This window comes from Streptomyces finlayi (assembly GCF_014216315.1).
Classification (GTDB): domain Bacteria; phylum Actinomycetota; class Actinomycetes; order Streptomycetales; family Streptomycetaceae; genus Streptomyces; species Streptomyces finlayi_A.
In genome coordinates this window covers 6,608,063-6,632,871 of record NZ_CP045702.1, presented here as the reverse complement: position 1 = coordinate 6,632,871, position 24,809 = coordinate 6,608,063, and the positions used below count along the sequence as shown (strand labels likewise).

The window sequence follows — 24,809 nt, the reverse complement described above, 5'->3', positions numbered from 1 at the left end:
GCCGGAAGTCCCCGGGCCGGCCCTTCGCGCGTCCCGGCCGCGCCCGGCCGCCGTCAGCCGAGCCGCAGGTGATGGAGCATCAGCAGTCCGGCCGCCATGCCGGCCGCGGGGATCTCACCGCGGGCGATCAGGTCGGGTACGAGCTTGAGCGGCACCCATGCGCGGCGCGAGGACTCGAAGTCGTCCTGGGGATGGCCGGTGTACGTGGCCTCCCGGGACCAGTAGAGATGGTGCCGGGCATCGATGAGCCCGCTGGCGGGCTCCACGGTCATCAGCGGCTCCAGCTCGCCCGGGCGCCAGCCGGTCTCCTCCTCCATCTCCCGGGCGGCGGCGGAGGCGATGTCCTCGCCGTCCTCGACCACACCCGCCGCGAGCTCCCAGCCCCAGCTGCCGGTGATGAAACGGTGCCGCCACAGCAGCAGCACCTCGTTGGCCTCGTTGACGACGGTCGCCGCCGCGACCGGACGCAGCCGGATGACGAAGTGATCGAGGTGCCGCCCGTCAGGGAGAACGACATCCGCCAGATTGACCCGGAACCAATGGTTCTCGTACACCGTGTGCTCATTTAAGTTCGTCCACTGCACAGTTCTGCCACCTTCCGACAGGTCGATGGCAATATCGGAGCAGGGACCGGGCTCCAGGGGAACGGACGGTGGGCCGCCGGCCGCGGCTCACAGAGGCACGCGCAGCGCTCCGTCGATGAGCCCGACCGCCTCCTCCGCCTCCGCGCAGCCGCTCGCCGCCAGCTGTTCACGGACCGAACGGAGCCGGTCGCGCAGCCGCCGGGACTCCATGCCCCTGGCCCGTTCGGCCATGTCCGAGGCGGTGCGCGCCGCCCGGTCCGCCTCCCCCTGAGCCAGCTCGGTACGGGTGAGCATCGCCAGCCGGTGCACCTGACCCCGATCATGGGCCGGGGCGCGTGCCGCTGTGGCCGCGTGCTCACGGGCGCCCCTCAGGTCCCCGAGGGCCAGCAGCGCCTCGGCCACCTGCACCTCGACCAGGCCCGGCTGGACGTACCCCGTCTCGTCCGGCTCCCGGCACGGGTGGATGCGGCCGGCCTCCGACTCCGCGCGACGGATGCACGTACGGGCGTTGGCACCGTCCCCGAGGTGGGCGTACGCCTTGGCCTGCATCGCGTACAGATCGGCCGCGAGCGCCGGGGTGATGCGGGTGCACGCCGCCCGCAGCGCGGCTTCGGCGAAGGCGACGGACCGGCGGTATTCGGCAAGGAACAGGGACTGGTTGACCAGCAGCGCGATCACGTAGCCGCCCAGCCCCCGGTCACCACTGGCCTTCGCCAGGCGCAGCGCCTGGTGGAAGTAGCGCTGGGCGAGGCCGTGGGCGTCGGAGTCGTACGCGCAGATCCCGGCGACCGCGACCAGTCCGCCGGCCGCCCGGTGCAGCTGACGGCCCATCAGGTCGCTGTAGCCGCCGCGCAGCAGTGGCGCCGTCTCGGCGTTGAGGAAGCCGACGACGCGCGAACGGGTCGCCATACCACCGGCCTTGCGGTACATCTGCTCGTAGTGGTCGCGGGCCGCGCGGAGCATCACGATGTCCGCCGGACCGACGCGGGCCGGGCCGGGCCGCGAGACGTCGGCGTCCTCGGGAGGGTTCTCCCACTCCCACACCGGCATCACCGCGGTCGTCCCGGTGACCGCGGGCGCTCCGACGACCTGCGCGCGCCGCTGTTCGTCGAAACGCCACAGCGCGGACGCCCGCTCGACGAATCCGGTGAGGGGAGAACCGTGCACCACCGTGTTCCCGCCGGGGGGTCCCATCCCGATGTCGTCGAGGGTGAGGGGCCGGCGCAGGCGCGCCCCGAGTACGTCGCAGATCAGATCGGGCACCTGCCCGCGCGGGCGCTGTCCCTTGATCCAGCGGGCCACCGCCGTGTGTTCGTACCGCAGGTCCAGACCGCGGGCCCGGCCGGCCCGATTGACATGACAGGCGAGGCCGGCCCGGGACACTCCGGCCTCGTCGATCAGGGATTCGAGCAGGATGTTGGGCTCCATTGCCCCCCCCAGTTGCGCGTCGCACCGAGCCTAGTGCAGCACGATTCACACGGGGTGTGAACGCAATGCCCGAACCGCCCGGCTACGCGCTCTGTCGTCCCCTGGGAGGAATCGGTTGACTTGGTCGCCTCGCAAGAGGCGGCAGGGTCGTCGGCTCCCCCTCGTACGGTTGACGACCCGCAGCCGCGCCGTCCGCTCTGCCGACCTGCCCGACACTCCGTGGCAGGGCGGACGGCGCCGGATCGCACGACCCACTGCCCACGGATCGGAGGGTGGCTGCGGGTCGGCCCCCCAACCGGGTTCCCCCCGGACCGGGCCGGGCCCGCGTGCGGTCCCCCGCCTTACGGCGAGCATGGCGGAGGGGCGTATCCGATGGCCGGACACGCCCCTCCGCACTTCTCGACCCCGTCGGGTGCTACGCGCCGCGCAGCACCGCACCGGTCCGTTCGGCGGCCAGGGCGACCGCCGTGCCACGGGCGGCCGAAGCCTCCTCGACGGTCAGCGTGCGGTCCGGGGCACGGAACCGGAGCGCGTACGCCAGGGACTTCCTGCCCTCACCGATCTGCTCGCCGGTGAAGACGTCGAACAGCCGCAGCGATTCGAGGAGTTCGCCCGCGCCCTCGCGCAGCGCACGCTCCACGTCCGCGGCGGTCACGTCCTGGTCCACGATCAGCGCGACGTCCTGGGTGGCGACCGGGAAGGCCGAGACCCGCGGCGCCCGCAGGACACCGTCCACGGCCTGCTCCAGGACGTCGAGCTCGACCTCCATGGCGCAGGTGCGCTCCGGCAGGTGGAGTTCCTTGACGACCCGGGGGTGAAGCTCACCGGCGTGCCCGAAGAGCGTTTCCTCACCGTTCACCGTGACGTACAGCGCGGCGCAGCGGCCGGGGTGCCACGGGGCGTGCTGGTCACCGCGGACGATGAGCTCGACACCCGCCTCGCGGGCGATCGTGCGGGCCGCCTCGACGGCGTCCGCCCAGTCGGCCGGGCGGCCCTTGCCCCACCAGCCGGCCTGCTCGCGGGAGCCCGCGAGGACGACGGCGGCCCGGCGCGGCTGACGCGGCAGAGCGGCGTCGAGTCCGGCGATCTCCTCATCGGTGGGGCGGCGGTCGACCGGAAGCCGGACGGCCTGCGTCTCGCTGCCGGTCGGCCTGAAGACGAGGCCGGTCTCGAAGAGCGCGAGGTCGTGGCTGCCCCGGCCGTCGTTGCGCCGCAGTGCGCCGAGGAGGCCGGGCAGCAGCGTGGTGCGCAGCGCCGGTTCCTCGTCGGAGAGCGGGTTGACGAGCGTGACCGTACGGCGGCGGGCGTCGTCCTTGTCCAGGCCGAGCTGGTCCAGGACGGCGCTGCCGATGAACGGGTAGCTGAGCACCTCGACGTAGCCCGCTCCGGCGAGCGCCCGGCCGATGCGGCGGTGCAGCCGCTGCCTGTCGGTGAGCCCGCGGCCGGACGGCGGCGTGGGCAGGGTCGACGGAAGGTTCTCGTAGCCCTCCAGGCGGATGACCTCTTCGGCCAGGTCGTTCGGCTCGGCGAGGTCGGGGCGCCAGGACGGCACCGTGACGATCAGCTCGTCCTGCCCGTAGACGTCGCAGCCGACCTGCTGGAGGCGGCGTACGACGGTCTCCCTGCCGTACGCGACGCCGGCCACCCGGTCGGGGTGGTCGGCCGGCATGGCGATGGTGCGGGGGGCGGACGGGGCACTGATCTCGGTGACGCCCGACTCGGCGGTGCCGCCCGCGAGGAGGACCAGCAGGTCCACCGTGCGCTGTGCGGCGGCGGCGGCCGCGGCCGGGTCGACACCGCGCTCGAAGCGCTTGGACGCCTCGGAGGACAGCTTGTGACGGCGCGCGGTGCGGGCGACCGAGATCGCGTCGAAGTGCGCCGCCTCGATGACGACCGAGGTGGTGGTGTGCTCACCGGCGGCGGTGTCCGCGATCTCGGTGTCGGCGCCGCCCATGACACCCGCGAGGCCGATCGGCCCGCGGTTGTCGGTGATGACGAGGTCCTCGGCGTCCAGGACGCGCACGGAGCCGTCGAGCGTGGTGAGCTTCTCGCCCTGCTGGGCGCGGCGCACCCCGATCGGCCCGTCGACGAGGGTCCGGTCGTAGGCGTGCAGCGGCTGGCCGAGTTCGAGCATCACGTAGTTGGTGACGTCGACGGCGAGCGAGATCGGGCGCATCCCGGCCTTCTGCAGACGGCGCTGCAGCCAGATCGGGGAACGCGCCTCGGGCTCCAGGCCGACCACGGTGCGTGCGGTGAAGCGGTCGCAGCGGAAGGGGTCGGACACCTTCACCGGGTAGCCGAAGGCGTTCGGCGCGGGTACGTCGAGGAGGGCCGGGTCGCGCAGCGGCAGCCCGTACGCGATGGCCGCCTCACGGGCGACGCCGCGCATGGAGAGGCAGTAGCCCCGGTCCGGGGTGACGGCGATGTCGAGGACCTCGTCGACGAGCTCCAGGAGCTCGATCGCGTCGGTACCGGCCTCGTGCTCCGGCGGCAGCACGATGATGCCGTGGGTGCCGTCGTCGCCCATGCCGAGCTCGTCGGTGGAGCAGATCATGCCGTGGGAGGTCTTGCCGTACGTCTGACGTGCGGCGATGGCGAAGTCACCGGGCAGCACGGCGCCGGGGAGGACCACGACGACCTTGTCGCCGACGGAGAAGTTACGGGCTCCGCAGACGATCTCCTGCGGTTCGCCGGTGCCGTTGGCCGTGCCGACGTCGACCGTGCAGAAGCGGATGGGCTTCTTGAAGCCCTCCAGCTCCTCGATGGTCAGGACCTGTCCGACGACCAGCGGGCCCTTGAGGCCGGCGCCGATCTGCTCGACGGTCTCGACCTCCAGTCCCACGGCGACGAGCTTGGCCTGCACCTCACGGCCGGTCTCCGTCGCCGGCAGGTCGACGTACTCCCGCAGCCAGGAAAGCGGGACGCGCATCAGATCTCCATCCCGAACGGCCGGGTGAACCGGACGTCACCCTCGACCATGTCTCGCATGTCTTCGACGTTGTGGCGGAACATCAGCATCCGTTCGATGCCGAACCCGAAGGCGAATCCGCTGTACTTCTCGGGGTCGACACCGCAGGCGATGAGCACCTTGGGGTTGACCATGCCGCAGCCGCCCAGCTCGATCCAGCCCTCGCTGCCGCAGGTGCGGCAGGGGCGGTCCGGGTTGCCGACGGACTCGCCGCGGCAGACGTAGCAGACCATGTCCATCTCGGCGGACGGCTCGGTGAACGGGAAGAAGTTCGGCCGGAGCCGGGTCTTCATGTCCGGACCGAAGAGCGCCTGGACCATGTGGTCGAGGGTGCCCTTGAGGTCGGCCATGGTGAGACCCTCGTCGACGGCCAGCAGCTCGATCTGGTGGAAGACCGGGGTGTGTGTCGCGTCGAGCTCGTCGGTGCGGTAGACCCGGCCGGGGCAGACCACGTAGACGGGAGGCTTCCTGCTGAGCAGCGAGCGTGCCTGGACCGGCGAGGTGTGCGTACGCAGCACGATGCCGGACTCGTCGCCCGTCGTCGCCTTGCCTTCGGGCGTGGTGCCCTGGACGAAGAACGTGTCCTGCATCTGCCGGGCCGGGTGGTCGGGCACGAAGTTCAGGGCGTCGAAGTTGAACCACTCCGCCTCGACCTCGGGGCCCTCGGCGATCTCGTAGCCCATCGCCACGAAGACGTCGGCGACGCGCTCCATGATCGTGGTCAGCGGGTGCCGGGCGCCCGCCGTGGTGCGGTCGTAGGGCAGCGTGACATCGACTGCCTCCTCGACCAGGACCCGGGCGTCACGCTCCGCCTCCAGCTCTGCCTGGCGGGCGGCGAAGGCCTTGGAGACGGCGCCGCGGGCCTGGCCCACGCGCTTGCCCGCCTCGGCCTTGGCCTGCGGCGGCAGAGCGCCGATCTCCCGGTTGGCGAGCGACAGGGGCGAGGTACCACCGGTGTGCGCGGTCTTCGCCTGGGCGAGCGCGTCGAGGTCGCCCGCGGCGGCGAAGGCGGCGAAGGCCTCGTCCCGCATGCGCTCGATCTCTTCCGGTTTCAGTGCCTCGACCTCGACTGGGTCGTACGACTTGTTCGGTGCCGACATCTCTTCCCGTGCTTCCGATTGGCTGGTGGCGCGGCCCCGCTCGACGACTGGAGGACGCAAAGGTGCCAAAGGTCGAGTCTAAGGGCCGCAGGGAGGCGAAGAAGCCCGTGGGCAGCTCAGGCCAGATAGGCCGGGGTGCTCACAGGCAGGATAAATCGGAATTCGGCCCCGCCGCCGGGCCCCCGGTCGACGGTGATCGTGCCGCCGTGCGCCTCGACGATGCCCTTGACGATGTAGAGGCCCAGGCCCGTGCCGCCGCGCTTGCTCCCCCGCCAGAAACGGGTGAAGACGCGGCCCATCGACTCCTCGGGGATGCCAGGGCCTTCGTCGCTCACGGTGACTGCCGTTCCTGTCTCGTCGCTCACGGCCGGCGCGGGTGCGGGGGCGATCTCAATGGTGACGGTTCCCTCGCCGTGGCGCACCGCGTTTTCCAGGAGGTTGCCGAGGACCTGGTCGACCTTGTCCGGGTCGGCCCACAGGGTGGGCAGCGGCTGGCGGGTGCGGACGAGGAAGCGGTCGGGTGCCTGACCGGTCGCGATGTGGGCCTGGACGTGGCGCTCGACAGCGGCGGAGATGTCCACGGGCTGGCGGCGCAGTTCCAGACGGCCGGAGTCGATACGGGAGATGTCGAGCAGCTCGGCGATGAGCCGGGTGACGCGGTTGGCGTCGGCGTCGACGGTCTCCAGCATCAGCCGCTTCTGGTCGTCGGTGAACCGTTCCCATTTGGCGAGCAGGGTCGCGGTGAAGCCCTTGACCGACGTCAGCGGCGAGCGCAGCTCGTGGGCGACGGTGGCGATCAGTTCGGCGTGGCTGAGTTCCGTACGGCGGCGGGCCTCGGTGCCCCGCAGGGAGACCACCAGCCGGCGCACCGGCCCGGTCGGGCTCTCGCGTACGTACCGCGCGCAGACCAGGACCTCGCGCCCACCGGGCAGGAGCAGATTGCGTTCGGGCTGGCCGACGCGGGTGGCCAGCCCTCCGTACGGGTCGGTCAGGGTCCACCAGCGCCGGCCCTTGAGGTCCTCGAGGGGCAGCGCGTGCTCCAGTGGGCGGCCGAGCGCGGCGGCGCGCGGGGTGGCCGTGATCCGGGCCGCGGCGGAGTTGAAGCAGATGACCCTGCCGGTCTCGTCGGCGACGACGAGACCGTCGGGCAGATCGTCCGGGTCCAGGTCGCCGGCTCCGACAACGGTGCCGGTCCCGCCCGGTGGTACGGGTTCGGCGGCTGCGGCGCGCACTAAGGCCGTGTGTGTCTCTCGCGGCCTGCTCATGCCGACTGCCATATTCCCGTACCCCACCTCTCGAACCGGTGCAGTGGGCCCCCGAGTTCGTCACCCTACTAGGCGTCGGTGAGCGAGCGACACCCTGCGGGATCGAATGGGCGACGATCCCCGGGCGACAGGTCCTAGCCGCCCGTACGGCGCGGGCGCTGGGCGCGGGCGGAGGCGTACAGGCATACGGCCGCCGCCGTCGCGAGGTTGAGGCTCTCGGCCTTGCCGTGGATCGGTACCCGGATCACCGCGTCGGCCAGGGCCCGGGTCTCCTCGGGCAGCCCCCAGGCCTCGTTCCCGAAGACCCAGGCGGTCGGCCCGCCCATGGTGCCGGCGTCCAGCTCGTCGTCGAGGTCGTCGTCCCCCGCGCCGTCCGCGGCGAGGATCCGCACGCCCGCGTCGCGCAGCCCGCGCACCGCCTGCTCGACGGGTACGCCCACGGCGACCGGCAGATGGAACAGCGAACCGACCGAGGCGCGCACCGACTTCGGGTTGTAGAGGTCCACGGACGCGTCGGTCAGGACCACGGCGTCGGCTCCGGCCGCGTCGGCGCAGCGCAGCACCGTACCGGCGTTCCCGGGGTCCCGGACGTTGGCGAGTACGGCGACGAGCTTCGGCTTCGCGGCGAGGATGTCCTGGAACGGCGAGTCGAGGAAGCGGCAGACGCCGATCAGGCCCTGCGGGGTGACGGTCTGGGACACGTCGGCGAGTACGTCGCCGTCGGCGAGCTGGACCCGGGCGCCCGCGGCGTGCGCGGCGTCGATGATGTCGGCGTACCGCTCGGCGGCCTCGACGGTGGCGAAGAGCTCGATCAGTGTCGGCTCACCATCTCCGCCCCGGTGCTCCGCGGCCTCGCGCACGGCCTGCGGCCCCTCGGCGATGAACCTGCGCTCCTTGCCGCGGAAGTTGCGCCTGGCCAGCCGTCGGGCGGCGGCGACGCGCGGCGACCGCGAGGAGATCAGTTCGGGGATGCCCATGGTCGGCGGCGAGCCTCTCTGCGTACGGAGGAACGAGGTCGGGGGTGCAACGCACCGGACCCGCAGACGGCTGGCGCCTGCGGGTCCGGCTCTGAAACCTGGAAGGACTGCCTGGGTCAGGCGGCCTTCGGGGCGTTGACGTCGCTCGGGAGGGCCTTCTGGGCCACCTCGACGAGCGCGGCGAACGCGTTGGGGTCGTTGACCGCGAGCTCGGCCAGGATCTTGCGGTCCACCTCGATGTTGGCGGCGTTCAGACCCTGGATGAGGCGGTTGTACGTCATGCCGTTCTCGCGGGCAGCGGCGTTGATGCGCTGGATCCACAGCCGACGGAAGTCGCCCTTGCGCTTCTTGCGGTCGTTGAAGTTGTAGACCAGGGAGTGGGTGACCTGCTCCTTGGCCTTGCGATACAGGCGCGAACGCTGACCGCGGTAACCCTTGGCCGCCTCGAGAATTGCCCGGCGCTTCTTGTGGGCGTTGACTGCCCGCTTGACGCGTGCCACGTGTTAACTCCTTGTAGCGGGGCCGCGGTGAGAACTCACACGGCCCGGAAACGAATTGGTCCCGGTCGGATCGAGATCGCGTCCCCGGATCAGCGGGGACGGCGACTCACTTGCCGAGAAGCTTCTTGATCTTCTTGACGTCGGCCGGAGCCACGACGACCGTGCCGGACAGCGAGCGGGTCTTCTTGGACGACTTGTGCTCGAGCAGGTGGCGCTTGCCGGCCTTCTCGCGGAGCACCTTGCCGGAGCCGGTGATCTTGAAGCGCTTGCTGGCACCGCTGTGCGTCTTGTTCTTCGGCATCGCGCCGTTCTCTCCTCGTCAGTGGCGCCCCTCACGGTGCTGGGCACCGGACTGCAAGGGCGTCAGATCTTTGGTGGGTTGTTCCGCGGGGACCTGGGGGCGCCTGGATGGCGGCCCCCAGAGATCACGCCTCGGAAGGTGTCTCGGCCTGGGCCTCGACCGCTTCGGCCGGAGCCTCGGCTGCGTCGCCCTCGGGCTCGGCGTCATGGGCGTAACCCTGACGCTCCGCCTTGCGGGCGGCCTGGGCCTCACGGGCCTCGGCCATGGCTTCGGTCTTCTTCTTGTGCGGGCCCAGAACCATGATCATGTTCCGGCCGTCCTGCTTCGGGTTGGACTCGATGAAGCCCAGGTCCTCCACGTCCGAAGCGAGACGCTGGAGCAGTCGGAAGCCCAGCTCGGGGCGGGACTGCTCACGACCACGGAACATGATCGTGATCTTGACCTTGTCACCCTGCTTGAGGAACCGAACGACGTGACCCTTCTTGGTGTCATAGTCGTGCGGGTCGATCTTCGGCCGGAGCTTCATTTCCTTGATGACCGTGTGCGCCTGGTTCTTGCGCGCCTCACGGGCCTTCATGGCCGACTCGTACTTGAACTTCCCGTAGTCCATGAGCTTGCACACGGGAGGGCGGGCTGTCGCCGCCACCTCGACCAGGTCGAGGTCATACTCCTGTGCGAGCTCCAGGGCCTTGGCAAGCGGAACAATCCCAACCTGCTCGCCGCTGGGACCGACAAGTCGCACCTCGGGAACGCGAATCCGGTCGTTGATGCGGGGCTCGGCGCTGATGGATCCTCCTAAGTAGCACCACGCGGCCGCCTGGCGGACAGCCACGTAACGTGTGTTTCGAAAGACCAACCGTGTCGGGAACGTAAAAATCGCCCCGGACGGGACACAGGCGGGGCTCCTGGAAATACCGGAACACCGCCGCGGTCAACCGCGGGGCGTATCGGGCAGCTCCATCGTCCGTACGGAACGATGGGCGCCGCCTGACCGGTGACCCGCCGTCCCTGAGGACAGCCAGGTGGGAGATCGGAGCCTCCACTTGTGGGCCGAGCACATACGTGTCCGGCCGGTCGTTACCCAAGATTAGCAGCTCCGGCGGGGTGCCGCGAACCCATGGGACGCCGCGGGCCGGGGCCGGGCGCGGAGCGTCTCCCGCAGTCGGTGACGTCTGAGCATGGCCTTATCGTGTGGGACATGAGTGACGCGACCCCCCGCAGTGAATCCCCCGGCTTCGACGACATGGCCCGCGATATCGCGGAGGTCCCCGCGGTCGAGGTGATCGTGACAGTCGCCGTGAACCTGATGAGCGCGGCCGCGGTGAAGCTCGGCCTCACCGAGGACGGCGACGACCACAAGGACCTGGACGAGGCCCGCAAGCTGGTGCACGCCCTGGCGGGTCTGCTGGACGCGAGCACGACCGAGATCAGCACCTTCCACGCGTCCCCGCTGCGCGACGGCCTGAAGTCGCTCCAGCTGGCGTTCCGCGAGGCGTCCCTCGTCCCGGACGAGCCTGGCCAGGGCCCCGGCGAGAAGTACACCGGACCGGTCTACGGCTAGGGTCTTTCGTTTCGATCAGGCCGGATCAGGGAGCGGGGGCCGGTGCGTGCAGCTGCAAGGCGGAGGATCGAGGCGACGCGGAGCGTTGGTGATGCACGACAACGCCGCAGATGCGCGCACCGGCCCCCGCGAGCCCGGCATGATCCAAACGAAAGACCCTAGTCCGCGTGGCCGTCCCGCCTCCCGCCCGATCCTCCCTATGACGCGAGCCCGCGGCCTGTGACAGGCCGCGGGCTCGCGTCGTGCGCTGCCGGGACGATCAGCGGGTGAACAGGGGTTCGCCGGGGGCGTCCGCGTCGGCCGGCAACAGGGCCAGGTCGAGCCCGCGCACCAGTCCGGCCCGCAGCGCCTCGCTGGCCGCCAGCGCACGGGCCAGCCGCTGCGCGGCCTCCGCGGGAACGGCGTCCGGGGCGAGGACCACCGCGACGATGCCGTCGGCGGGACCGGGGCCGAGGCGGGCGCGGACCACCGCGGGTTCGGCGGCGACGACAGCCCGCACCGCTGCCACGACGGCCGGGTCGTCGAGCGGATCGGCGCTGGCACGGTTCTCGGCGAGGGCACGCAGCGCGGAGCCGGTCAGCTCGAAGGCGACCGGGCCCGCGAGGTCGAGCACCACCGTGTCCGCGTTCTCGTGCGCGGCGGCCTGGAGCGCCTGGTGCAGGGGGACGGCGACGGGGCGGGCTTGCGGGTCCCAGAGGGCCAGCGACGCAGTCGAGGTGAAGGCGGGCAGGGCGCGACGGTCACCGGCCTGGAGCGTGGGGACCGCCATGTCGCTCGTCTTCTCCCGGCGCAGCCCGTTCTCGTCCTCCTCCACCTCGCCGAGCACGGCGACGACAGGGACGAGCAGCCGGGCGCCGAGCAGCGCCTCGAGGACCGGGCCGACAGCCTTGCGGTCCCGCGACCAGGCGGCGAGAGCCGCGGTCAGCTCGGGAGCGGCCGTGCCGTCGTCGTCGGAGAAACCGGGGTCCGGAATGTTCTTGAGCGCCACGGGACGAGCGTAGTCGGTCGGCCTTCCCGTCCCGGCGACAGGTCATGCACAGGGCGCCGCCGGTCCTGGTGCTGCTCGCCGGTTCGGCCGCCGGGGCGCCTTCCTGGTGGGTCGGCCGGCGGATCGTGTGCCCGGCGCTCTCGCGTCCGTATCGTCCGCTGCGAGCCCGCCGGCCGGGGCGGCGACGAGCGAGGAGGCCGAGGTGGATCTCGACGCGGAGCTGGCCGGGGCGGTGGCGCCGGTGATCGGCGATGCGGCCGTGTCGGTGGCCGTGCTGGACAGTGACAGCGGTGCGGTCGCGGCGTACGGGGGCGATGCCGGGTACGACACCGCCAGCATCGTCAAGGTCGATGTCCTGGCCGCCCTGCTGCTCAAGGCGCAGGACGAGGGGCGTGCGCTGAGCGGCGCCGAGCACGGATACGCGGAGGCGATGATCCGGCGCAGCGACAACGCGTCGGCGACCCGGCTGTGGCGGGTGATCGGCGGTGCGGAAGGGCTCGACGCGGCCAACGCCCGGCTCGGACTGACCTCGACGACCGCCGCCGGGGCGTGGGGGCTGACGCAGACGACGGCCCGGGACCAGGTGCGCCTTCTCCGGGCGGTCTTCGGCCGGGTCGCGGACTCCGTGATGTCGGCGGATTCACGGGAGTACGTGCGGGAGCTGATGGGTCGGGTGGACGCGGACCAGCAGTGGGGGGTGTCGGCGGCCGGCACGGCCTGGTCGCTGAAGAACGGCTGGATGCCGCGGACCACCACGGGGCTGTGGGACATCAACAGCATCGGCCGGGTCGTCTCCGGCGGCCGCAGCTGTCTGGTCGCCGTGCTCTCCGCCGGGCACGCCACGAAGGAGGGGGGCATCGCACTCGTCGAGTCGGTGGCCCGGGCGGCGGTCGGGGCGGTCGTCGGCGCCGCCGGGGTCAGCGACGCGTCGTAGGGCCCCGGCCCTCCCTGGACCGCCACAGGACGACGGCCAGGGCCAGCAGCACGGCGCCGAGTCCACCGGCGGTCGGGGCCGCCCAGTCCACCGGGGCGTCGTCCTTCTCACGGGGCGCGGGGCCCGGGCCGAAGAACTGCTTGGCGTATCCGGTCGCGGCGGAACCGGGGCTCCCGGCCGTACGGGTACGGGAGCCTGCCTCGATCGCGGCGGCCGGGTCCACGAGCCCGTAGCCCCGGGCGTCGTCACGGCCCTCCGGCGGGGAGTTGCGGGCGGTGTCCGCGAGGAGCTTCTTGATCTGGGCGGGGTTCAGGTCCGGGTGGGCGGCGCGGACCAGGGCGACGGCTCCGGAGACGAACGCGGAGGCCGCGGAGGTGCCCCACTCGATGTAGTAGTGGCGGTCGGGGTTGGCGACGACGACGTCTACGCCCGGGGCGCTGACGGTGGCGTACCAGCGGCGGGTGGAGAAGGCCGCGTGCGTGCCGTACTTGTCGACGGCCGCGACCGCGATCACCCCGGGGTACGCGGCCGGGTACGAGATGCGGTCGCCCTTCTCGCCGCTGTTGCCGGCCGACGCGACGACGGAGACGCCCTTGGCCAGGGCGTACTGGACGGCCGCGTCCTCACTGGGGTCGGGGTGAGCGGATTCGCTGTCGTCGCCGAGGGAGAGGTTGATGACGTCCGCCCCCTGGTCGGTGGCCCAGCGGATGCCTTCCGCGAGGGCCGTGCCGCGCGATCGGCGGGCCTTGGCACGGGACTTGTCGTTGGACTCAAGGATCACCCGGCCGGGCAGGATCTTGGCTCCGGGCGCGATGCCGAGGACGCCGTCGCTGCGGCCGGGTCCGTTCCCCCGGCCCGCGATGATCCCGGCCATCGCGGTGCCGTGCAGGGCCCAGGCCCGGTCGCCGCGCTCGGCTCCGAAGCCGATCAGGTCCTTGCCGGGCAGTACCTGGCCCGCGAGGTCGGGGTGGGTGGCGTCGACCCCCGTGTCCAGGACGGCGACCTTGATGCCCTCGCCCCTGGTCGTCTGCCAGGCCCGGTCGGTATGGAGCGCCGCGAGCCCCCACTGCTGGTCGCGGATGCCGTCGGCGTGGGCGGGCGCGGCGGGAACCAGGGTGAACGCGGTCGCGGCGCAGACCGCCGCGAGGGCCCGGCGGCGGCGTCCGGGCGGGCGTCGGCGGCTCATTCGGGCTGCTCCGTGAGCGCGGTGACGGTCTTGCGCAGTCCGCGCTCCACGCGGTCCGCGACACCCTTCGCCTCGTGGCCGAGCCCGGCCTGGGCGACGGCCGTCGTCGCACCCGCGGCCATGGCCTCGGCGGCGGGCTGAGGTGCGGTGACGGGGCGTCCGTCGGCGAAGCCGGAGACGGCGAAGACGACGACGGGTACCTCGCTCAGCACGTTCACGGTCCAGCTGGCACGCTGCCGGTCGCCGAACCCGGCGGCGACGGTGCCCACGGGGGCGTAGGTACGGGGCAGCAGGTCGGCCCGCGCGTCGAGGCGCCGACCGGTGAACCGGGCGCGCAGGGCGCGCATCCCCTTGGAGTCCGCCTCCGTGAAGACCATCCCGACGGTGACGACGCTGCTGTGGGTCGCGTCGGTGTAGGTGGCCCGCACCATGCGTGCGCAGCCGACGGGGCGCAGGGTCTTGACGAGCAGCGGGTCGAGGCCCTTGGCGCAGTTGCTGTCCGGGGCGACTGCGAGACGGGTCCAGACCCGGTCCGTGGCCCCGGGGCCCGCGCCGTCGCCCTTGAGGGTGGCGGGGAAGAGGGTGCCGACGGGCACGCTGTGCCAGGCGGTGCGGCCCTCGCTGTACGCGGTACGGGCTCCGGGGTCGGCGGAGGAGTTCCCGGTCAGCCAGGTCCCGGTGACCGCGCCGCCGATCAGGCCGAGTCCGAGCACGACACAGACGGCGGCGCCCAGGGTCCGCGCGGGGTGGCGCGTGCGGACGGGACGCAGCCGCGTGGTCGTCTCGACGGGTGTCTCGGGGAAGGAGTACCGGGGCGGTGCGTAGGAGTTCGCGTACGGGTACGGATACGGGCCGGGCGCCGGGGCCGTACCCGGCGCTGCCGAGAGGTCCACGGCGCCTACGGGCCTGCGCCGGGTGACGGGGGGCGGCGGGCCGGCGGACGTGCCGGGACGCGGCCCGGCTCCGGGGCCTGTTCCCGGTCCGGGAGCCCGTCCGGGAGCCGGTCCGGCCGTAGGCACCGGCCGCAGCCGCGCGGTCGTCTCGGCAGGCGTGGGCCGATCAGGGGAGGGCCGGTCAGGAGGCCGGTTCGGCACGGTGGGCGGCGGCGGTGCGGTCGCGGGGGGCTGCCGCGGTGCCGGGGTGGGCGGTTCCTGCCGCGCGGGCGGGTTCCGGGGTCCGGGGGGCTCCGGCGCCTCGTGGCGGGCCGCTGCCGGAGGGGGCGGAGTGGTGGGGCGGGGTGGCACGGGAGCGCGTTGCGCCTCGGTACTCATCCGGCCCCCTGGTTCGCGTCCTCGTACCGCCCGCGGACCACCCGCACGGGCGGGCCCGTTGGTCAGCGCGTGACGGTCACTCTACGGGTTGGCGGCGGCCTGTTGGGAAACGGACGCCATGGCTCGGGGGATCTGCCCCGATCATCCCCTACCCAGCGGTACGGGTGTCTGGCAAGCTGCGGCCATGACTGCCCGCGCCGCTGACCGGACCCGCTACAACCGGGCCACCGCCCATCTCGACGCCCCCATCGCCGTGGTCGATCTGGAGGCGTTCGACGCCAACGCGGACGACCTGGTGAGCCGGGCCGCGGGCAAACCGGTCCGGGTGGCGAGCAAGTCGGTGCGCTGCCGGGCCCTGCTGGAGCGGGTGCTCGCGCGTCCCGGGTTCGCCGGGATCATGTCCTTCACCCTGGCGGAGTCCCTGTGGCTGGCGCGGGCCGGTTTCGAGGACGTACTGCTGGCCTATCCGTCGGCCGACCGGGCCGCGTTCGCCGAGCTGGCAGGAGATCCCAAGCTCGCCGGGGCGGTGACCGTCATGGTCGACGACCCGTCCCAGCTGGAGCTGATCGACGCCGCTCGGGCAGGCGGGCGGGAGGAGATCCGGGTCTGTCTGGAGCTCGACACCTCACTGCGGCTGCTCGGCGGCCGGGTCAGGATCGGGGCGCTGCGTTCGCCCCTGCGCTCGGCCGCCCAACTGGCGGAGCTGGCCCGCTCGGTGGCCCGCAGGCCGGGGTTCCGGCTGGTGGGGCTGATGGCGTACGAGGGCCATGTCGCCGGTGTCGGTGATCTGGTCGCCGGGCGTCCGCTGCGGTCACGGGCGGTGCGGCTGATGCAGACCGCGGCCCGCAAGGAGCTGGCGGCGCGGCGGGCCGAGGTGGTGCGGGCGGTGCGCGCGGTCACGCCGGACCTGGAGTTCGTGAACGGCGGCGGCACCGGCAGCGTCCAGCACACGGCCGCCGAGTCCGCGGTGACGGAGATCGCGGCCGGGTCGGGTCTCTACGTACCGCGGCTGTTCGACAACTACACGTCGTTCACCGGCCGTCCGGCGGCCCTGTTCGCGCAGCCGGTGGTCCGGCGGCCCGGTGTGGGCGTGGTGACGGTGCTCGGTGGAGGCTATCCGGCGTCCGGGGCCGCGGGCCCCGACCGGCTGCCCGTTCCGTATCTGCCGGAAGGTCTGCGCTACGACCCGCAGGAGGGTCCGGGCGAGGTGCAGACCCCGCTGCTCGGTTCCCCCGCCGACGATCTGCTGATCGGTGACAAGGTGTGGTTCCGGCACGCGAAGGCCGGTGAGCTGTGCGAGCGCTTCGACGAGCTCCAGCTGATCGAGGGCGACCGGATCACCGCGACCGTGCCGACGTACCGCGGTGAGGGCCTGACCTTCCTCTGACCGGGCCCGCGCCCCAAGGGCTCAGGGAGCGATCGAGCTGCCCACTCCCCCGCCCGTCGCACTGTCGCCGACCGGACGGATGCCGTTGGTGATGGTGTCCATGAGGGAGACCGGCAGATCGTCCTGGCCCGCGTCGAATGCGAAGCGCACGATGACCGGCGTCTCGCTCCCCACGGCCGAGGGGAAGACGAGGGACTGCACGTAGCCGCAGGGGCCCCGCCCGTGGTGACCCGCCGGCGCACCAGAAGGCCGGTGCGCCCGGCCACCGTGACGGGTGGTGGAGGCGAGCTCCTCGCGGGAGGTGATGCCGCCGTTGACGCGGCGAGGTTGGGCTCCGGGGCCGGCAGGCCCCCCGGGCCAGGGCCTAGACCGGGGTCACGTAGGCGCCGGAGATCCCGCCGTCGACGAGGAAGTCGGTGGCGTTGACGAACGAGGAGTCGTCGCTCGCCAGGAAGGCGACGGCCGCCGCGATCTCGGTCGCCTCGGCGAACCGGCCGACGGGGATGTGGACGAGCCGGCGCGCTGCCCGGTCCGGGTCCGCGGCGAACAGCTCCTGGAGCAGCGGGGTGTTCACCGGACCCGGGCACAGCGCGTTGACCCGGATGCCTTCGCGGGCGAACTGCACGCCGAGCTCGCGCGACATGGCCAGGACGCCGCCCTTGGAGGCGGTGTACGAGATCTGGCTGGTCGCCGCACCCATCCTGGCCACGAAGGAAGCGGTGTTGATGATCGAGCCCCGGCCCTGGCTGCGCATGTAGGGGAGGGCGGCCTTGCAGCAGAGGTAGACGGAGGTGAGGTTGACGTCCTGGACGCGCTTCCAGGCCTCCAGGCCCGTGGTGAGAATGGAGTCGTCATCGGGCGGGGAGATGCCGGCGTTGTTGAAGGCGACGTCCACCGAGCCGTAGGTGTCGTACGCGGCCGCGAAGAGCGCCTCCACCTGTTCGGGGTCGGTGACGTCGACGCGTACGAACAGGCCGCCGGCCTCCTCGGCCGCTGCCCTGCCCGCCGCTTCGTCGATGTCGCCGCAGACTACGTGCGCGCCCTCGGAGGCCAGTCTGCGGGCCGTGGCGCGTCCGATGCCACTACCGGCACCGGTGATGACGGCGGTGCGGCCAACCAGACGGCGGCACTGAGGGGTGGTGTCGGTCATGGCGTTCAGGCCTCCGTGTTGATGAAGACGTTCTTGGTCTCGGTGAATGCCGCCAGGGCGTCGGGGCCGAGTTCGCGGCCCAGACCGGACTTCCCGTAGCCGCCGAAGGGGGTCGAGTAGCGCACGCTGGAGTGCGAGTTGACGGAGAGGTTGCCCGCCCGTACCGCCTGCGAGACGCGCAGCGCGCGGCCGACGTCCCGGGTCCAGATCGAACCGGACAGTCCGTACTCGGTGGCGTTGGCGAGACGGACCGCGTGGTCCTCGTCGTCGAAGGGCAGGACCACGGCTACCGGGCCGAAGATCTCCTCCGTCGCGGCGGGCGAGTCGGGGGCGGCGTCCGTGAGGACGGTCGGCGGGAACCAGAACCCGGGACCCGTGGGCGCGCTGCCCCGGACGGCCGGTGCGTCGTCTGGGACGTGGGACCGTACGCGGTCCAGCTGCGCCCTGGAGATCAGCGGGCCCATCTGGGTCCTCCCGTCCGCCGGGTCGCCGACCACGACCGACTGGACGGCGGGGGCGAGCAGGGCGAGGAAGCGGTCGTACACCTCGCGCTGGACGAGGATGCGGGTGCGGGCGCAGCAGTCCTGGCCCGCGTTGTCGAGGAAGGACATGGGGGCGGTCGCGGCAGCCGCTTCGACGTCCGCGTCGGCGAAGACGATGTTGGGGCTCTTGCCGCCCAGTTCCAGGGTGACCCGCTTCACCTGGCCGGCGCAGCTCGCCATGATCTGTCTGCCGACGCGGGTGGAACCGGTGAACACGATCTTGGCGATGCCGGGGTGCTCGACCAGGGCGGCTCCCGTGATGTCTCCCGCGCCGGGGAGCACCTGGAACAGGTGCTCGGGAAGGCCGGCCTCCAGGGCGAGTCCGGCCAGTCGCAGGGCGGTGAGCGGGGTGGTCTCGGCGGGCTTGAGGAGGACGGCGTTGCCCGCGGCGAGAGCGGGGGCGGTACCCCACGCGGCGATCGGCATCGGGAAGTTCCAGGGGGCGATCACCCCGATGACGCCGAGGGGTTCGAGGAAGGTGATGTCGAGGCCGCCCGCGACCGGGATCTGGCGGCCGGTGAGGCGCTCCACTCCCCCGGCCGCGTAGTCGAGCAGGTCGCGGACGTTACCCGCCTCCCAGCGGGCGTTGCCGAGGGTGTGTCCGGCCTCGCGGACCTCGAGACCGGCCAGTTCCTCGATGTGCGCGTCCACGACGGCGGCGAACCGCCGCAGCAGCCGTGCGCGGTCGGCGGGGGCCGCGGCCGCCCATCCGCGCTGGGCCCGAGTGGCCCGTACGACCGCCTCGTCGACCTGGATCCGGCTGGTCGCGGGGACGGTGGCGATGACCTCTTCGGTCGCCGGGTTGAGGATCTGGTGCACGCTAGAGCCTTTCGAACGACCTGCGGAGTTCCCAGTCGGTGACGGCGGCGTCGAAGGCCTCCAGTTCGACGCGGGCCATGTTGCGGTAGTGCTCGACGACCTCGTCGCCGAAGGCGGTACGGGCCGCTTCGCTGTCCCCCCAGAGCCCGGCGGCTTCGCGGAGTGTGGTGGGGACGTGCTCGTAGTCGCCCGTGTAGGCGTTGCCGTCGCAGGCGTCGGGGAGTTCGAGTTTCCGCTCGATGCCGTGCAGCCCGGCGGCGACCATCGCGGCCACGGCGAGGTAGGGGTTGACGTCGCCGCCGGGCAGCCTGTTCTCGAACCGCATCGAACGGCCGTGCCCGACGACGCGCAGGGAGCAGGTGCGGTTGTCGTGGCCCCAGGCGACGGCGGTCGGGGCGAAGGAACCCGGCTGGAAGCGCTTGTAGGAGTTGATGTTGGGCGCGTAGAGGAGGGAGAACGCGCGCAGGGCGTCGAGCTGCCCGGCCAGGAAGCGGCGCATGCGCGGGGACATGGCCCCGTCCTCGCCCGCCATGACGCTCCGGCCGTCGGCGTCCTGGAGGGAGAGGTGGATGTGGCAGGAGTTGCCCTCGCGCTCGTTGAACTTGGCCATGAAAGTGAGCGCGACGCCCTCCTGGGCGGCGATCTCCTTGGAGCCGGTCTTGTAGACGGCGTGCTGGTCGCAGGTGACCAGGGCCTCGTCGTAACGGAAGACGATCTCGTGCTGCCCGGGGTTGCACTCACCCTTGGCGGACTCGACGACCAGGCCCGCGGCCGTCATGTCGTTGCGGATACGGCGCAGGAGGGGCTCGATGCGGCCGGTTCCGAGGACGGAGTAGTCGACGTTGTACTGGTTGACCGGCGTCAGGTCGCGGTAGTTGCGGTCCCACGCCTGCTCGTAGGTGTCCTTGAAGACGATGAACTCGAGTTCGGTGCCGACGTGGGCGGTGAGCCCGTGTGCGGCGAGGCGTTCCAACTGGCGGCGGAGGATCTGACGGGGTGCCGCCACGACGGGCGAGCCGTCCTCCCAGGCGAGGTCGGCCATGACCATGGCCGTGCCCTCGTTCCAGGGGGTTCTGCGCAGTGTGGTGAGGTCGGGGCGCAGGGCGAAGTCGCCGTACCCGTTGTCCCAGGAGGACATGGCGTATCCGTCGACGGTGTTCATGTCGGTGTCGACGGCGAGCAGGTAGTTGCAGCCCTCGGTGCCGTGCTCGATGACCTCTTCCAGGAAGAACGTGGCGGCGAACCGTTTGCCCTGCAGCCTGCCCTGCATGTCGGGGAAGGCGAGGACGACGGTGTCGATCTCTCCGCTCGTGACGAGGGCGCGCAGTTCCCCGGTCCCCAGCGGGGGTGTTCGGTCTGCCACGGGATGCTCCTCCTTGGGTCAGCCGGAAGGTTTAAGGTATGGGAATGAACCATTAATGGGAAGGGGATCGGGCCGTGGCCGAGCAGACCGGCGGAATCGGATCCATCGACCGGCTGACATCCGCGCTGCGACCGGTCCGCGCGGGCAACGGCTTCGAGGAGGCACTGGAGCAGATCCTCCAGGTGGTCAGGCTCGGTCTGGTGCCGGGCGGCGAGCGGCTTCCCGCGGAGCGCGAGCTGGCCGAACTGATGGGGATCAGCCGCGTGACCCTGCGCGAGGTGCTGAAGGTCCTTCAGGACCAGGGTCTGCTGGAGAGCCGGCGCGGGAGGTACGGAGGTACGTTCGTACTGCCCCGCACCGGCGCGGCGGGCGAGGACGAGCTGCGCCGCCGGGTGCGGGCGGTCGACATCGAGGACGTACTGCGCTTCCGCGAGGTGCTGGAGTCCGGGGCGGCTGGACTGTGCGCCTCGCGCGGACTCGACGACGAGGAATCGGAGCGGCTGCGCGGGGCTCTCGCGGCGACACACGAAGCACCTCTGCCCGACTACCGCCGACACGACACCCTCCTGCACCTGACGCTCGCCGGACTCTCAGGCTCCCCCTCGCTCGCCGCGCAGTACGCCGCCGTCCGGGCCACCGTGAACGACCTGCTGGACTGCATACCCCTGCTCGTCCGCAACCTGGAACACGCGCAGCATCAGCACGCGGCGCTCGTCGAAGCCGTGCTCGACCGGGACGAGGAGGCTGCGCGGGCACTGATGCGTGAGCACTGCGCGGGCACCGCGGCACTGCTCCGGGGATTTCTGGCCTGACGGCGCCGGCTCCTTGCGCGCGAGGCCTCTCCACGTAAAGGTATGGTTGAAAACCATTGAGCTGGGCCTGCCTGGCAGTCGGCCGGCCGGAGGGACCGCGTCATGTCCGAACCTCTCATCGGCGTCACGACCTATCTGGAGCCCGTCGCCCGCTGGGGCGTCTGGGAGCTGCCCGCCGTGCTGCTCCCCGTCGGCTATCCGCGGCTGGTCCAGAGCTGCGGCGCCCTGGCCGCCCTGCTCCCGCCGGATGCGCCCGCGAGGGCCGCGGCCGCCGTGGCCCGGCTGGACGGCCTGGTCATCGCGGGCGGCGCGGATGTCGAACCAGGGCTGTACGGCGCGGAGCGCGACGCCCGGACCGGTCCGGGCGCCGCGGAACGCGACGCCTGGGAGAGCGCCCTGCTGCTGGCGGCGCTGGAGTCAGGTATCCCGGTGCTCGGGATCTGCCGCGGGATGCAGCTGCTGAACGTGGTGCTGGGCGGCACACTGACCCAGCACATCGACGGACACACCGGACCGCCCGGGACGGCGGGCGTGCTCGGCGAGCACAGGGTGAGGCCCGTGCCTGGGACCCGTTACGCGTCGGTCGTGCCGCAGGAGTCGGCGGTGCCCACGTACCACCACCAGGCGGTGGACCGGCCGGCTCCGGGTCTCGTCGTGTCCGCGTACGCGGACGATGGCACGGTCGAGGCGGTCGAACTTCCGGGCGACGCGTGGGTCCTCGGGGTGCAGTGGCATCCGGAGATGGGCACGGACCGGCGGATCATGCACGCGCTGGTGGCCGCGTCCTCGGCCCGTACGGCACCGGCACCGGCACCGGCTCCCGCGTCGGCTCCCGCGTCGGCTCCCGCGTCGGAGGACACCGCCGCCGACGCGGGCGGTGCCCTCCGCGGCTGAGACGGCCTACGGCTCCCGGCCCGTCAGCGAGAGCAGGTCGCGGGCCGGGCCCGTCGGGCGGTGGCCGGTGGGCCAGACCGCGCGGAGCTGGCGTCGCAGCCGTACGCCCGCGATGGGGATCTTGACGAGGCGGCGGGCCGACAGTTCCTCGCCGAGCGCGAGTTCGCTCAGGACGCAGGGGCCGGCACCGCTTTCCGCCGCGCCCTTCACCGCCGTGGTCGAGGAGAGTTCCAGGAGCGGCCGGGCAAGGCCGCCGTGTACGGCGAGTGCGGCGTCCAGGACCTGGCGGGTGCCGGAGCCGTACTCGCGCAGGATCAGCGGGGTCGCGGCCAGTTCCGCGGGAGCCAGGGGTGTGCGGCGGCGGGCCCAGGCGTGGCTGGGGGCGACCACGACGACGAGCCGGTCGTGCGCGATGACCGTGCCGTCGAGGCCTTCCGGTATCGAGAGGCCCTCCACGAACCCCAGATCGGCCTCGCCGCCGAGCAGGCGCTGAGCGACCGCTGCGGAGTTCCCGGCGAGCAGCGACACGGCCGTACCGGGCCGTTCGGCGCGCAGCGCGATCAGCCAGCCCGGCAGCAGGTACTCGGCGATGGTCATGCTGGCCGCGACCCGCAGCCGGGAGTCACGCCGGTCGCGCAGCGCCTGCGCGCCCGCGTCGAAGGCCTCCGCCGCTTCGACGATGCGGCGGGCCCAGTCCGTGACGAGCGCCCCGGCGTCGGTCAGCCGGGACCCGCGGGGCGAGCGGTCCAGCAGGGCGACACCGAGCTGGCGCTCCATCGAGCGGACGCGGCTGGAAGCGGCGGGCTGGGTGATCCCGACATCGCGTGCCGCCCGGCCGAGGCTGCCGTGCCGGGCGACGGCGATGAGGAGCTCCAGTGCGCCCAGGTCGGGAACCCGGTGGGACAGGAGTGCGGGCCGGGGCTCGTGCTGATCACTGGACCGAGAGGCAGGCATAAAGTCAGCTTATGACCTCATAGGGTCGAACTCACTGGTGGGGGACCTGGTACGTCCACAGAATCGTGTCATGGCCATCTATCTGCGGACCCAGTCGCCCACCCGTACGTACCGCCCGGCCGCCCTGCGGGTGCCGGCCCTGCGGTACGTCGGGCCCAACTGGTACGCGCCGGTCATGGGCACCGCGATCGTGGCGAGCGCGGGCGTGGCCCTGCCCGGGGATCCCGGCTGGCTGCGGGCGGCCTGCACCGTCGTGTGGGCGCTCTCGGCGGCCCTGCTGGCCGTCGTCCTCGTGGCCCGCGCGGGCCACTGGCTGCTGCACCGCGACCAGGCGCGCGCCCACCTCATGGACCCGGCGGTCGCCCCCTTCTACGGCTGCCTCTCCATGGCGCTGCTCGCGGTCGGCGGGGCCACGATGGTGGTGGGCAGGGATGTGATCGGGCACGGGGCCGCGGTCGCCGTGGACGCGGTGCTGTTCGCCCTCGGCACGGTCACCGGTCTCGCGGCGGCGGTCGTGATCCCGTATCTGCTGGTCGTACGCCACCGCCCGGCCCCCGGCACGGCGTCGCCGGTCTGGCTGCTGCCGCTGGTGGCGCCCATGGTCTCCGCCGCGCTCGGTCCGCTGCTGGTGCCCGAGCTGCCTGCCGGGCAGTGGCGTGAGGCGCTGCTGCTGGCCTGCTACGCGATGTTCGGGCTGTCGCTGCTGTCGACGCTGGTGGTGCTGCCGCTGGTCTTCGGCCGGCTGGTGCACCACGGGCCGCTGCCCCTGGCCCTGACGCCCACGCTCTTCCTGGTGCTCGGTCCGCTGGGGCAGTCGACGACCGCCGTGAATCAGCTGGCAGACGCGGCGCCGGGGGCGGTCGGCGCCCCGTACGCTTCCGCCTTCGCCGCGTTCGCCGTGCTGTACGGGGTACCCGTGACGGGGTTCGCGCTGCTGTGGCTGGCGCTGGCGGGCGCCATGGCCGTACGGGCGGCGCGGCGCGGGATGACGTTCACGATGACCTGGTGGGGCTTCACCTTCCCGGTCGGCACGTGTGTCACCGGCGCCGCCGGACTGGCCGGGCACACCGGGCTGGCGGCCTTCGGCTGGCTGGCCGTCGCTCTGTACGTGTTCCTCGTGGCGGCCTGGGCGGTGGCCGCGGCGAAGACGCTGCGCGGGCTGGCGGGCGGAACGCTGCTGGTGGCCCCGCGGGCGTCCCTGCCGGTGACGGTCCCCGCCGTCTGAGGAAGCGGCGGGCCGCCCCCTTCAGCGGCGCGAGTCGAAGGTGGCGTCGATGTGTTCCGCCACCGCGACTACCAGCAGCCGGGTGCCGGGGACGGTCGCGCGCCAGCGGTGCCGTACGCCGCCGGAGAGGAACAGCGTGTCGCCGCGGTCCAGCCGGTACGCCTGCCCCTCGGCCTCCACCTCGGCGGCGCCTTCCACGACGTACATCACCTCGTCGTTGCGGTGCTGGAACTCGCGCCCGAGGTCCGTCTCGCCGGTGAACTCCAGGGCGCTGAGCTGATGGCGCCCGCGCACCACTCTGCGTACCCCCTCGCCCTCCCCCGCCCGTACGACGTCGACGGCGCGCGCCGAGTCGGCGGCCGCCCGCAGCCGGACGGTCGTGGTCTCCAGCGCTTCCGCGACGCGGTCCAGGGACTTGGCGCTCGGGCGGGCCCGTTCGTTCTCGATCTGACTGAGAAAGGGCACGGACAGCCCACTGCGCACGGCGACCACGGACAGCGTGAGCCCGAGGCTCCTGCGCCGTCGTCGGACCGCGGCACCTACCCGCGGTGTGTCCTTGTCGTCCATGTCCGGCTCCCTCCCGCCTTGCCATCCTCGCGG

Annotated in this window: 22 protein-coding genes and 2 pseudogenes; 6 read left to right on the top strand and 18 right to left on the bottom strand. The window is 72.4% G+C overall.

Going from position 1 to position 24,809, the window contains the following annotated elements:
* Positions 1–53 precede the first annotated feature (53 nt).
* From F0344_RS30390 to infC, 9 genes are all read right to left on the bottom strand, one after another.
* Positions 54–584, bottom strand: a complete 531-nt coding sequence (locus F0344_RS30390; protein WP_185301819.1) for an NUDIX hydrolase — start codon at positions 582–584, stop codon at positions 54–56.
* Positions 585–671: 87 nt separating this feature from the next.
* Positions 672–2,012, bottom strand: a complete 1,341-nt coding sequence (locus tag F0344_RS30385; RefSeq protein WP_185301818.1) for a transcriptional regulator — start codon at positions 2,010–2,012, stop codon at positions 672–674.
* Positions 2,013–2,427: 415 nt separating this feature from the next.
* Positions 2,428–4,941 (bottom strand): phenylalanine--tRNA ligase subunit beta, encoded by a 2,514-nt coding sequence (gene pheT / locus F0344_RS30380; protein ID WP_185301817.1) that lies wholly within the window; start codon positions 4,939–4,941, stop codon positions 2,428–2,430.
* The gene (gene pheS, locus F0344_RS30375; RefSeq protein ID WP_185301816.1) at positions 4,941–6,080 is read right to left on the bottom strand and encodes a phenylalanine--tRNA ligase subunit alpha; all 1,140 of its coding nucleotides are present in this window, start codon (positions 6,078–6,080) and stop codon (positions 4,941–4,943) included. Before pheS ends, pheT begins: the two co-directional genes overlap by 1 nt.
* A 116-nt stretch (positions 6,081–6,196) precedes the next feature.
* Positions 6,197–7,357, bottom strand: coding sequence for a sensor histidine kinase (locus tag F0344_RS30370; RefSeq protein WP_185301815.1), 1,161 nt, complete (start codon positions 7,355–7,357; stop codon positions 6,197–6,199).
* Between the two features lie 122 nt (positions 7,358–7,479).
* Positions 7,480–8,322 (bottom strand): TrmH family RNA methyltransferase, encoded by an 843-nt coding sequence (locus F0344_RS30365; protein ID WP_185301814.1) that lies wholly within the window; start codon positions 8,320–8,322, stop codon positions 7,480–7,482.
* Positions 8,323–8,438: 116 nt separating this feature from the next.
* Positions 8,439–8,822: a 50S ribosomal protein L20 gene (gene rplT / locus F0344_RS30360; RefSeq protein WP_185301813.1), complete on the bottom strand. Its 384-nt coding sequence runs from the start codon at positions 8,820–8,822 to the stop codon at positions 8,439–8,441.
* Positions 8,823–8,928: 106 nt separating this feature from the next.
* Entirely contained in the window at positions 8,929–9,123 is a 195-nt protein-coding gene (gene rpmI, locus F0344_RS30355) for a 50S ribosomal protein L35 (protein ID WP_185301812.1), read from the bottom strand.
* Positions 9,124–9,247: 124 nt separating this feature from the next.
* Positions 9,248–9,955: a translation initiation factor IF-3 gene (gene infC / locus F0344_RS30350; RefSeq protein ID WP_185301811.1), complete on the bottom strand. Its 708-nt coding sequence runs from the start codon at positions 9,953–9,955 to the stop codon at positions 9,248–9,250.
* Positions 9,956–10,321: 366 nt separating this feature from the next.
* Here infC and F0344_RS30345 point away from each other — a divergent pair, with 366 nt between their 5' ends.
* Positions 10,322–10,684: a DUF1844 domain-containing protein gene (locus F0344_RS30345; protein ID WP_185301810.1), complete on the top strand. Its 363-nt coding sequence runs from the start codon at positions 10,322–10,324 to the stop codon at positions 10,682–10,684.
* 259 nt (positions 10,685–10,943) lie between these two features.
* Here the strand turns inward: F0344_RS30345 and F0344_RS30340 are convergent, their stop codons facing one another.
* On the bottom strand, positions 10,944–11,672 hold the full coding sequence (locus tag F0344_RS30340; RefSeq protein WP_185301809.1) for an SseB family protein: 729 nt from the start codon (positions 11,670–11,672) through the stop codon (positions 10,944–10,946).
* Between the two features lie 44 nt (positions 11,673–11,716).
* On the opposite strand from F0344_RS30340, the pseudogene F0344_RS30335 reads away from it, so the two are divergent.
* Positions 11,717–12,606: pseudogene (locus F0344_RS30335) on the top strand (serine hydrolase).
* Here the strand turns inward: F0344_RS30335 and mycP are convergent.
* Both mycP and F0344_RS30325 read right to left on the bottom strand, forming a co-directional pair.
* Positions 12,590–13,792, bottom strand: a complete 1,203-nt coding sequence (gene mycP / locus F0344_RS30330) for a type VII secretion-associated serine protease mycosin (RefSeq protein WP_185301808.1) — start codon at positions 13,790–13,792, stop codon at positions 12,590–12,592. The pseudogene F0344_RS30335 and the gene mycP overlap by 17 nt on opposite strands.
* A complete protein-coding gene (locus tag F0344_RS30325) occupies positions 13,789–14,685 on the bottom strand; it encodes a hypothetical protein (protein WP_185301807.1) in 897 nt (298 codons plus the stop codon). Before F0344_RS30325 ends, mycP begins: the two co-directional genes overlap by 4 nt.
* Before the next feature lie 562 nt (positions 14,686–15,247).
* Between F0344_RS30325 and F0344_RS30320 the strand changes: the two genes are divergently transcribed.
* Complete coding sequence (locus tag F0344_RS30320) at positions 15,248–16,450, top strand: amino acid deaminase/aldolase (protein WP_185301806.1); 1,203 nt, start codon at positions 15,248–15,250, stop codon at positions 16,448–16,450.
* A 21-nt stretch (positions 16,451–16,471) separates the two neighbouring features.
* Here F0344_RS30320 and F0344_RS30315 read toward each other — a convergent pair.
* From F0344_RS30315 to F0344_RS30300, 4 genes and pseudogenes are all read right to left on the bottom strand, one after another.
* Positions 16,472–16,774: pseudogene (locus F0344_RS30315) on the bottom strand (DUF2510 domain-containing protein); the annotation flags it as partial.
* 40 nt (positions 16,775–16,814) lie between these two features.
* Positions 16,815–17,600: a 3-oxoacyl-ACP reductase gene (locus F0344_RS30310; RefSeq protein ID WP_185301805.1), complete on the bottom strand. Its 786-nt coding sequence runs from the start codon at positions 17,598–17,600 to the stop codon at positions 16,815–16,817.
* A gap of 5 nt (positions 17,601–17,605) precedes the next feature.
* Entirely contained in the window at positions 17,606–18,961 is a 1,356-nt protein-coding gene (locus F0344_RS30305) for an aldehyde dehydrogenase family protein (RefSeq protein WP_185301804.1), read from the bottom strand.
* A gap of 1 nt (position 18,962) precedes the next feature.
* Positions 18,963–20,324 (bottom strand): glutamine synthetase family protein, encoded by a 1,362-nt coding sequence (locus F0344_RS30300; protein WP_185301803.1) that lies wholly within the window; start codon positions 20,322–20,324, stop codon positions 18,963–18,965.
* 74 nt (positions 20,325–20,398) lie between these two features.
* Between F0344_RS30300 and F0344_RS30295 the strand changes: the two genes are divergently transcribed.
* Entirely contained in the window at positions 20,399–21,136 is a 738-nt protein-coding gene (locus tag F0344_RS30295; RefSeq protein WP_185301802.1) for a FadR/GntR family transcriptional regulator, read from the top strand.
* A 102-nt stretch (positions 21,137–21,238) separates the two neighbouring features.
* Positions 21,239–22,030, top strand: coding sequence for a gamma-glutamyl-gamma-aminobutyrate hydrolase family protein (locus F0344_RS30290; RefSeq protein ID WP_185301801.1), 792 nt, complete (start codon positions 21,239–21,241; stop codon positions 22,028–22,030).
* A gap of 6 nt (positions 22,031–22,036) precedes the next feature.
* On the opposite strand, the gene F0344_RS30285 is transcribed toward F0344_RS30290, so the two are convergent.
* Positions 22,037–22,984, bottom strand: a complete 948-nt coding sequence (locus F0344_RS30285; protein WP_185301800.1) for a LysR family transcriptional regulator — start codon at positions 22,982–22,984, stop codon at positions 22,037–22,039.
* Positions 22,985–23,054: 70 nt separating this feature from the next.
* Here F0344_RS30285 and F0344_RS30280 point away from each other — a divergent pair, with 70 nt between their 5' ends.
* Entirely contained in the window at positions 23,055–24,209 is a 1,155-nt protein-coding gene (locus tag F0344_RS30280) for a TDT family transporter (RefSeq protein ID WP_185301799.1), read from the top strand.
* Between the two features lie 21 nt (positions 24,210–24,230).
* Here the strand turns inward: F0344_RS30280 and F0344_RS30275 are convergent, their stop codons facing one another.
* The gene (locus F0344_RS30275) at positions 24,231–24,776 is read right to left on the bottom strand and encodes a helix-turn-helix domain-containing protein (RefSeq protein WP_185301798.1); all 546 of its coding nucleotides are present in this window, start codon (positions 24,774–24,776) and stop codon (positions 24,231–24,233) included.
* Positions 24,777–24,809: the final 33 nt, after the last annotated feature.

Bases quoted from the DNA above. Each gene is read 5' to 3' on its own strand.
- F0344_RS30365 (WP_185301814.1), bottom strand. From the start codon at position 8,322: ATGGGCATCCCCGAACTGATCTCCTCGCGGTCGCCGCGCGTCGCCGCC.
- F0344_RS30310 (WP_185301805.1), bottom strand. From the start codon at position 17,600: ATGACCGACACCACCCCTCAGTGCCGCCGTCTGGTTGGCCGCACCGCC.
- pheT (WP_185301817.1), bottom strand. From the start codon at position 4,941: ATGCGCGTCCCGCTTTCCTGGCTGCGGGAGTACGTCGACCTGCCGGCG.
- F0344_RS30280 (WP_185301799.1), top strand. From the start codon at position 23,055: ATGGCCATCTATCTGCGGACCCAGTCGCCCACCCGTACGTACCGCCCG.
- pheS (WP_185301816.1), bottom strand. From the start codon at position 6,080: ATGTCGGCACCGAACAAGTCGTACGACCCAGTCGAGGTCGAGGCACTG.
- F0344_RS30275 (WP_185301798.1), bottom strand. From the start codon at position 24,776: ATGGACGACAAGGACACACCGCGGGTAGGTGCCGCGGTCCGACGACGG.
- F0344_RS30385 (WP_185301818.1), bottom strand. From the start codon at position 2,012: ATGGAGCCCAACATCCTGCTCGAATCCCTGATCGACGAGGCCGGAGTG.
- F0344_RS30370 (WP_185301815.1), bottom strand. From the start codon at position 7,357: ATGGCAGTCGGCATGAGCAGGCCGCGAGAGACACACACGGCCTTAGTG.
- F0344_RS30345 (WP_185301810.1), top strand. From the start codon at position 10,322: ATGAGTGACGCGACCCCCCGCAGTGAATCCCCCGGCTTCGACGACATG.
- rpmI (WP_185301812.1), bottom strand. From the start codon at position 9,123: ATGCCGAAGAACAAGACGCACAGCGGTGCCAGCAAGCGCTTCAAGATC.
- F0344_RS30285 (WP_185301800.1), bottom strand. From the start codon at position 22,984: ATGCCTGCCTCTCGGTCCAGTGATCAGCACGAGCCCCGGCCCGCACTC.
- F0344_RS30320 (WP_185301806.1), top strand. From the start codon at position 15,248: ATGACTGCCCGCGCCGCTGACCGGACCCGCTACAACCGGGCCACCGCC.
- F0344_RS30290 (WP_185301801.1), top strand. From the start codon at position 21,239: ATGTCCGAACCTCTCATCGGCGTCACGACCTATCTGGAGCCCGTCGCC.
- mycP (WP_185301808.1), bottom strand. From the start codon at position 13,792: ATGAGCCGCCGACGCCCGCCCGGACGCCGCCGCCGGGCCCTCGCGGCG.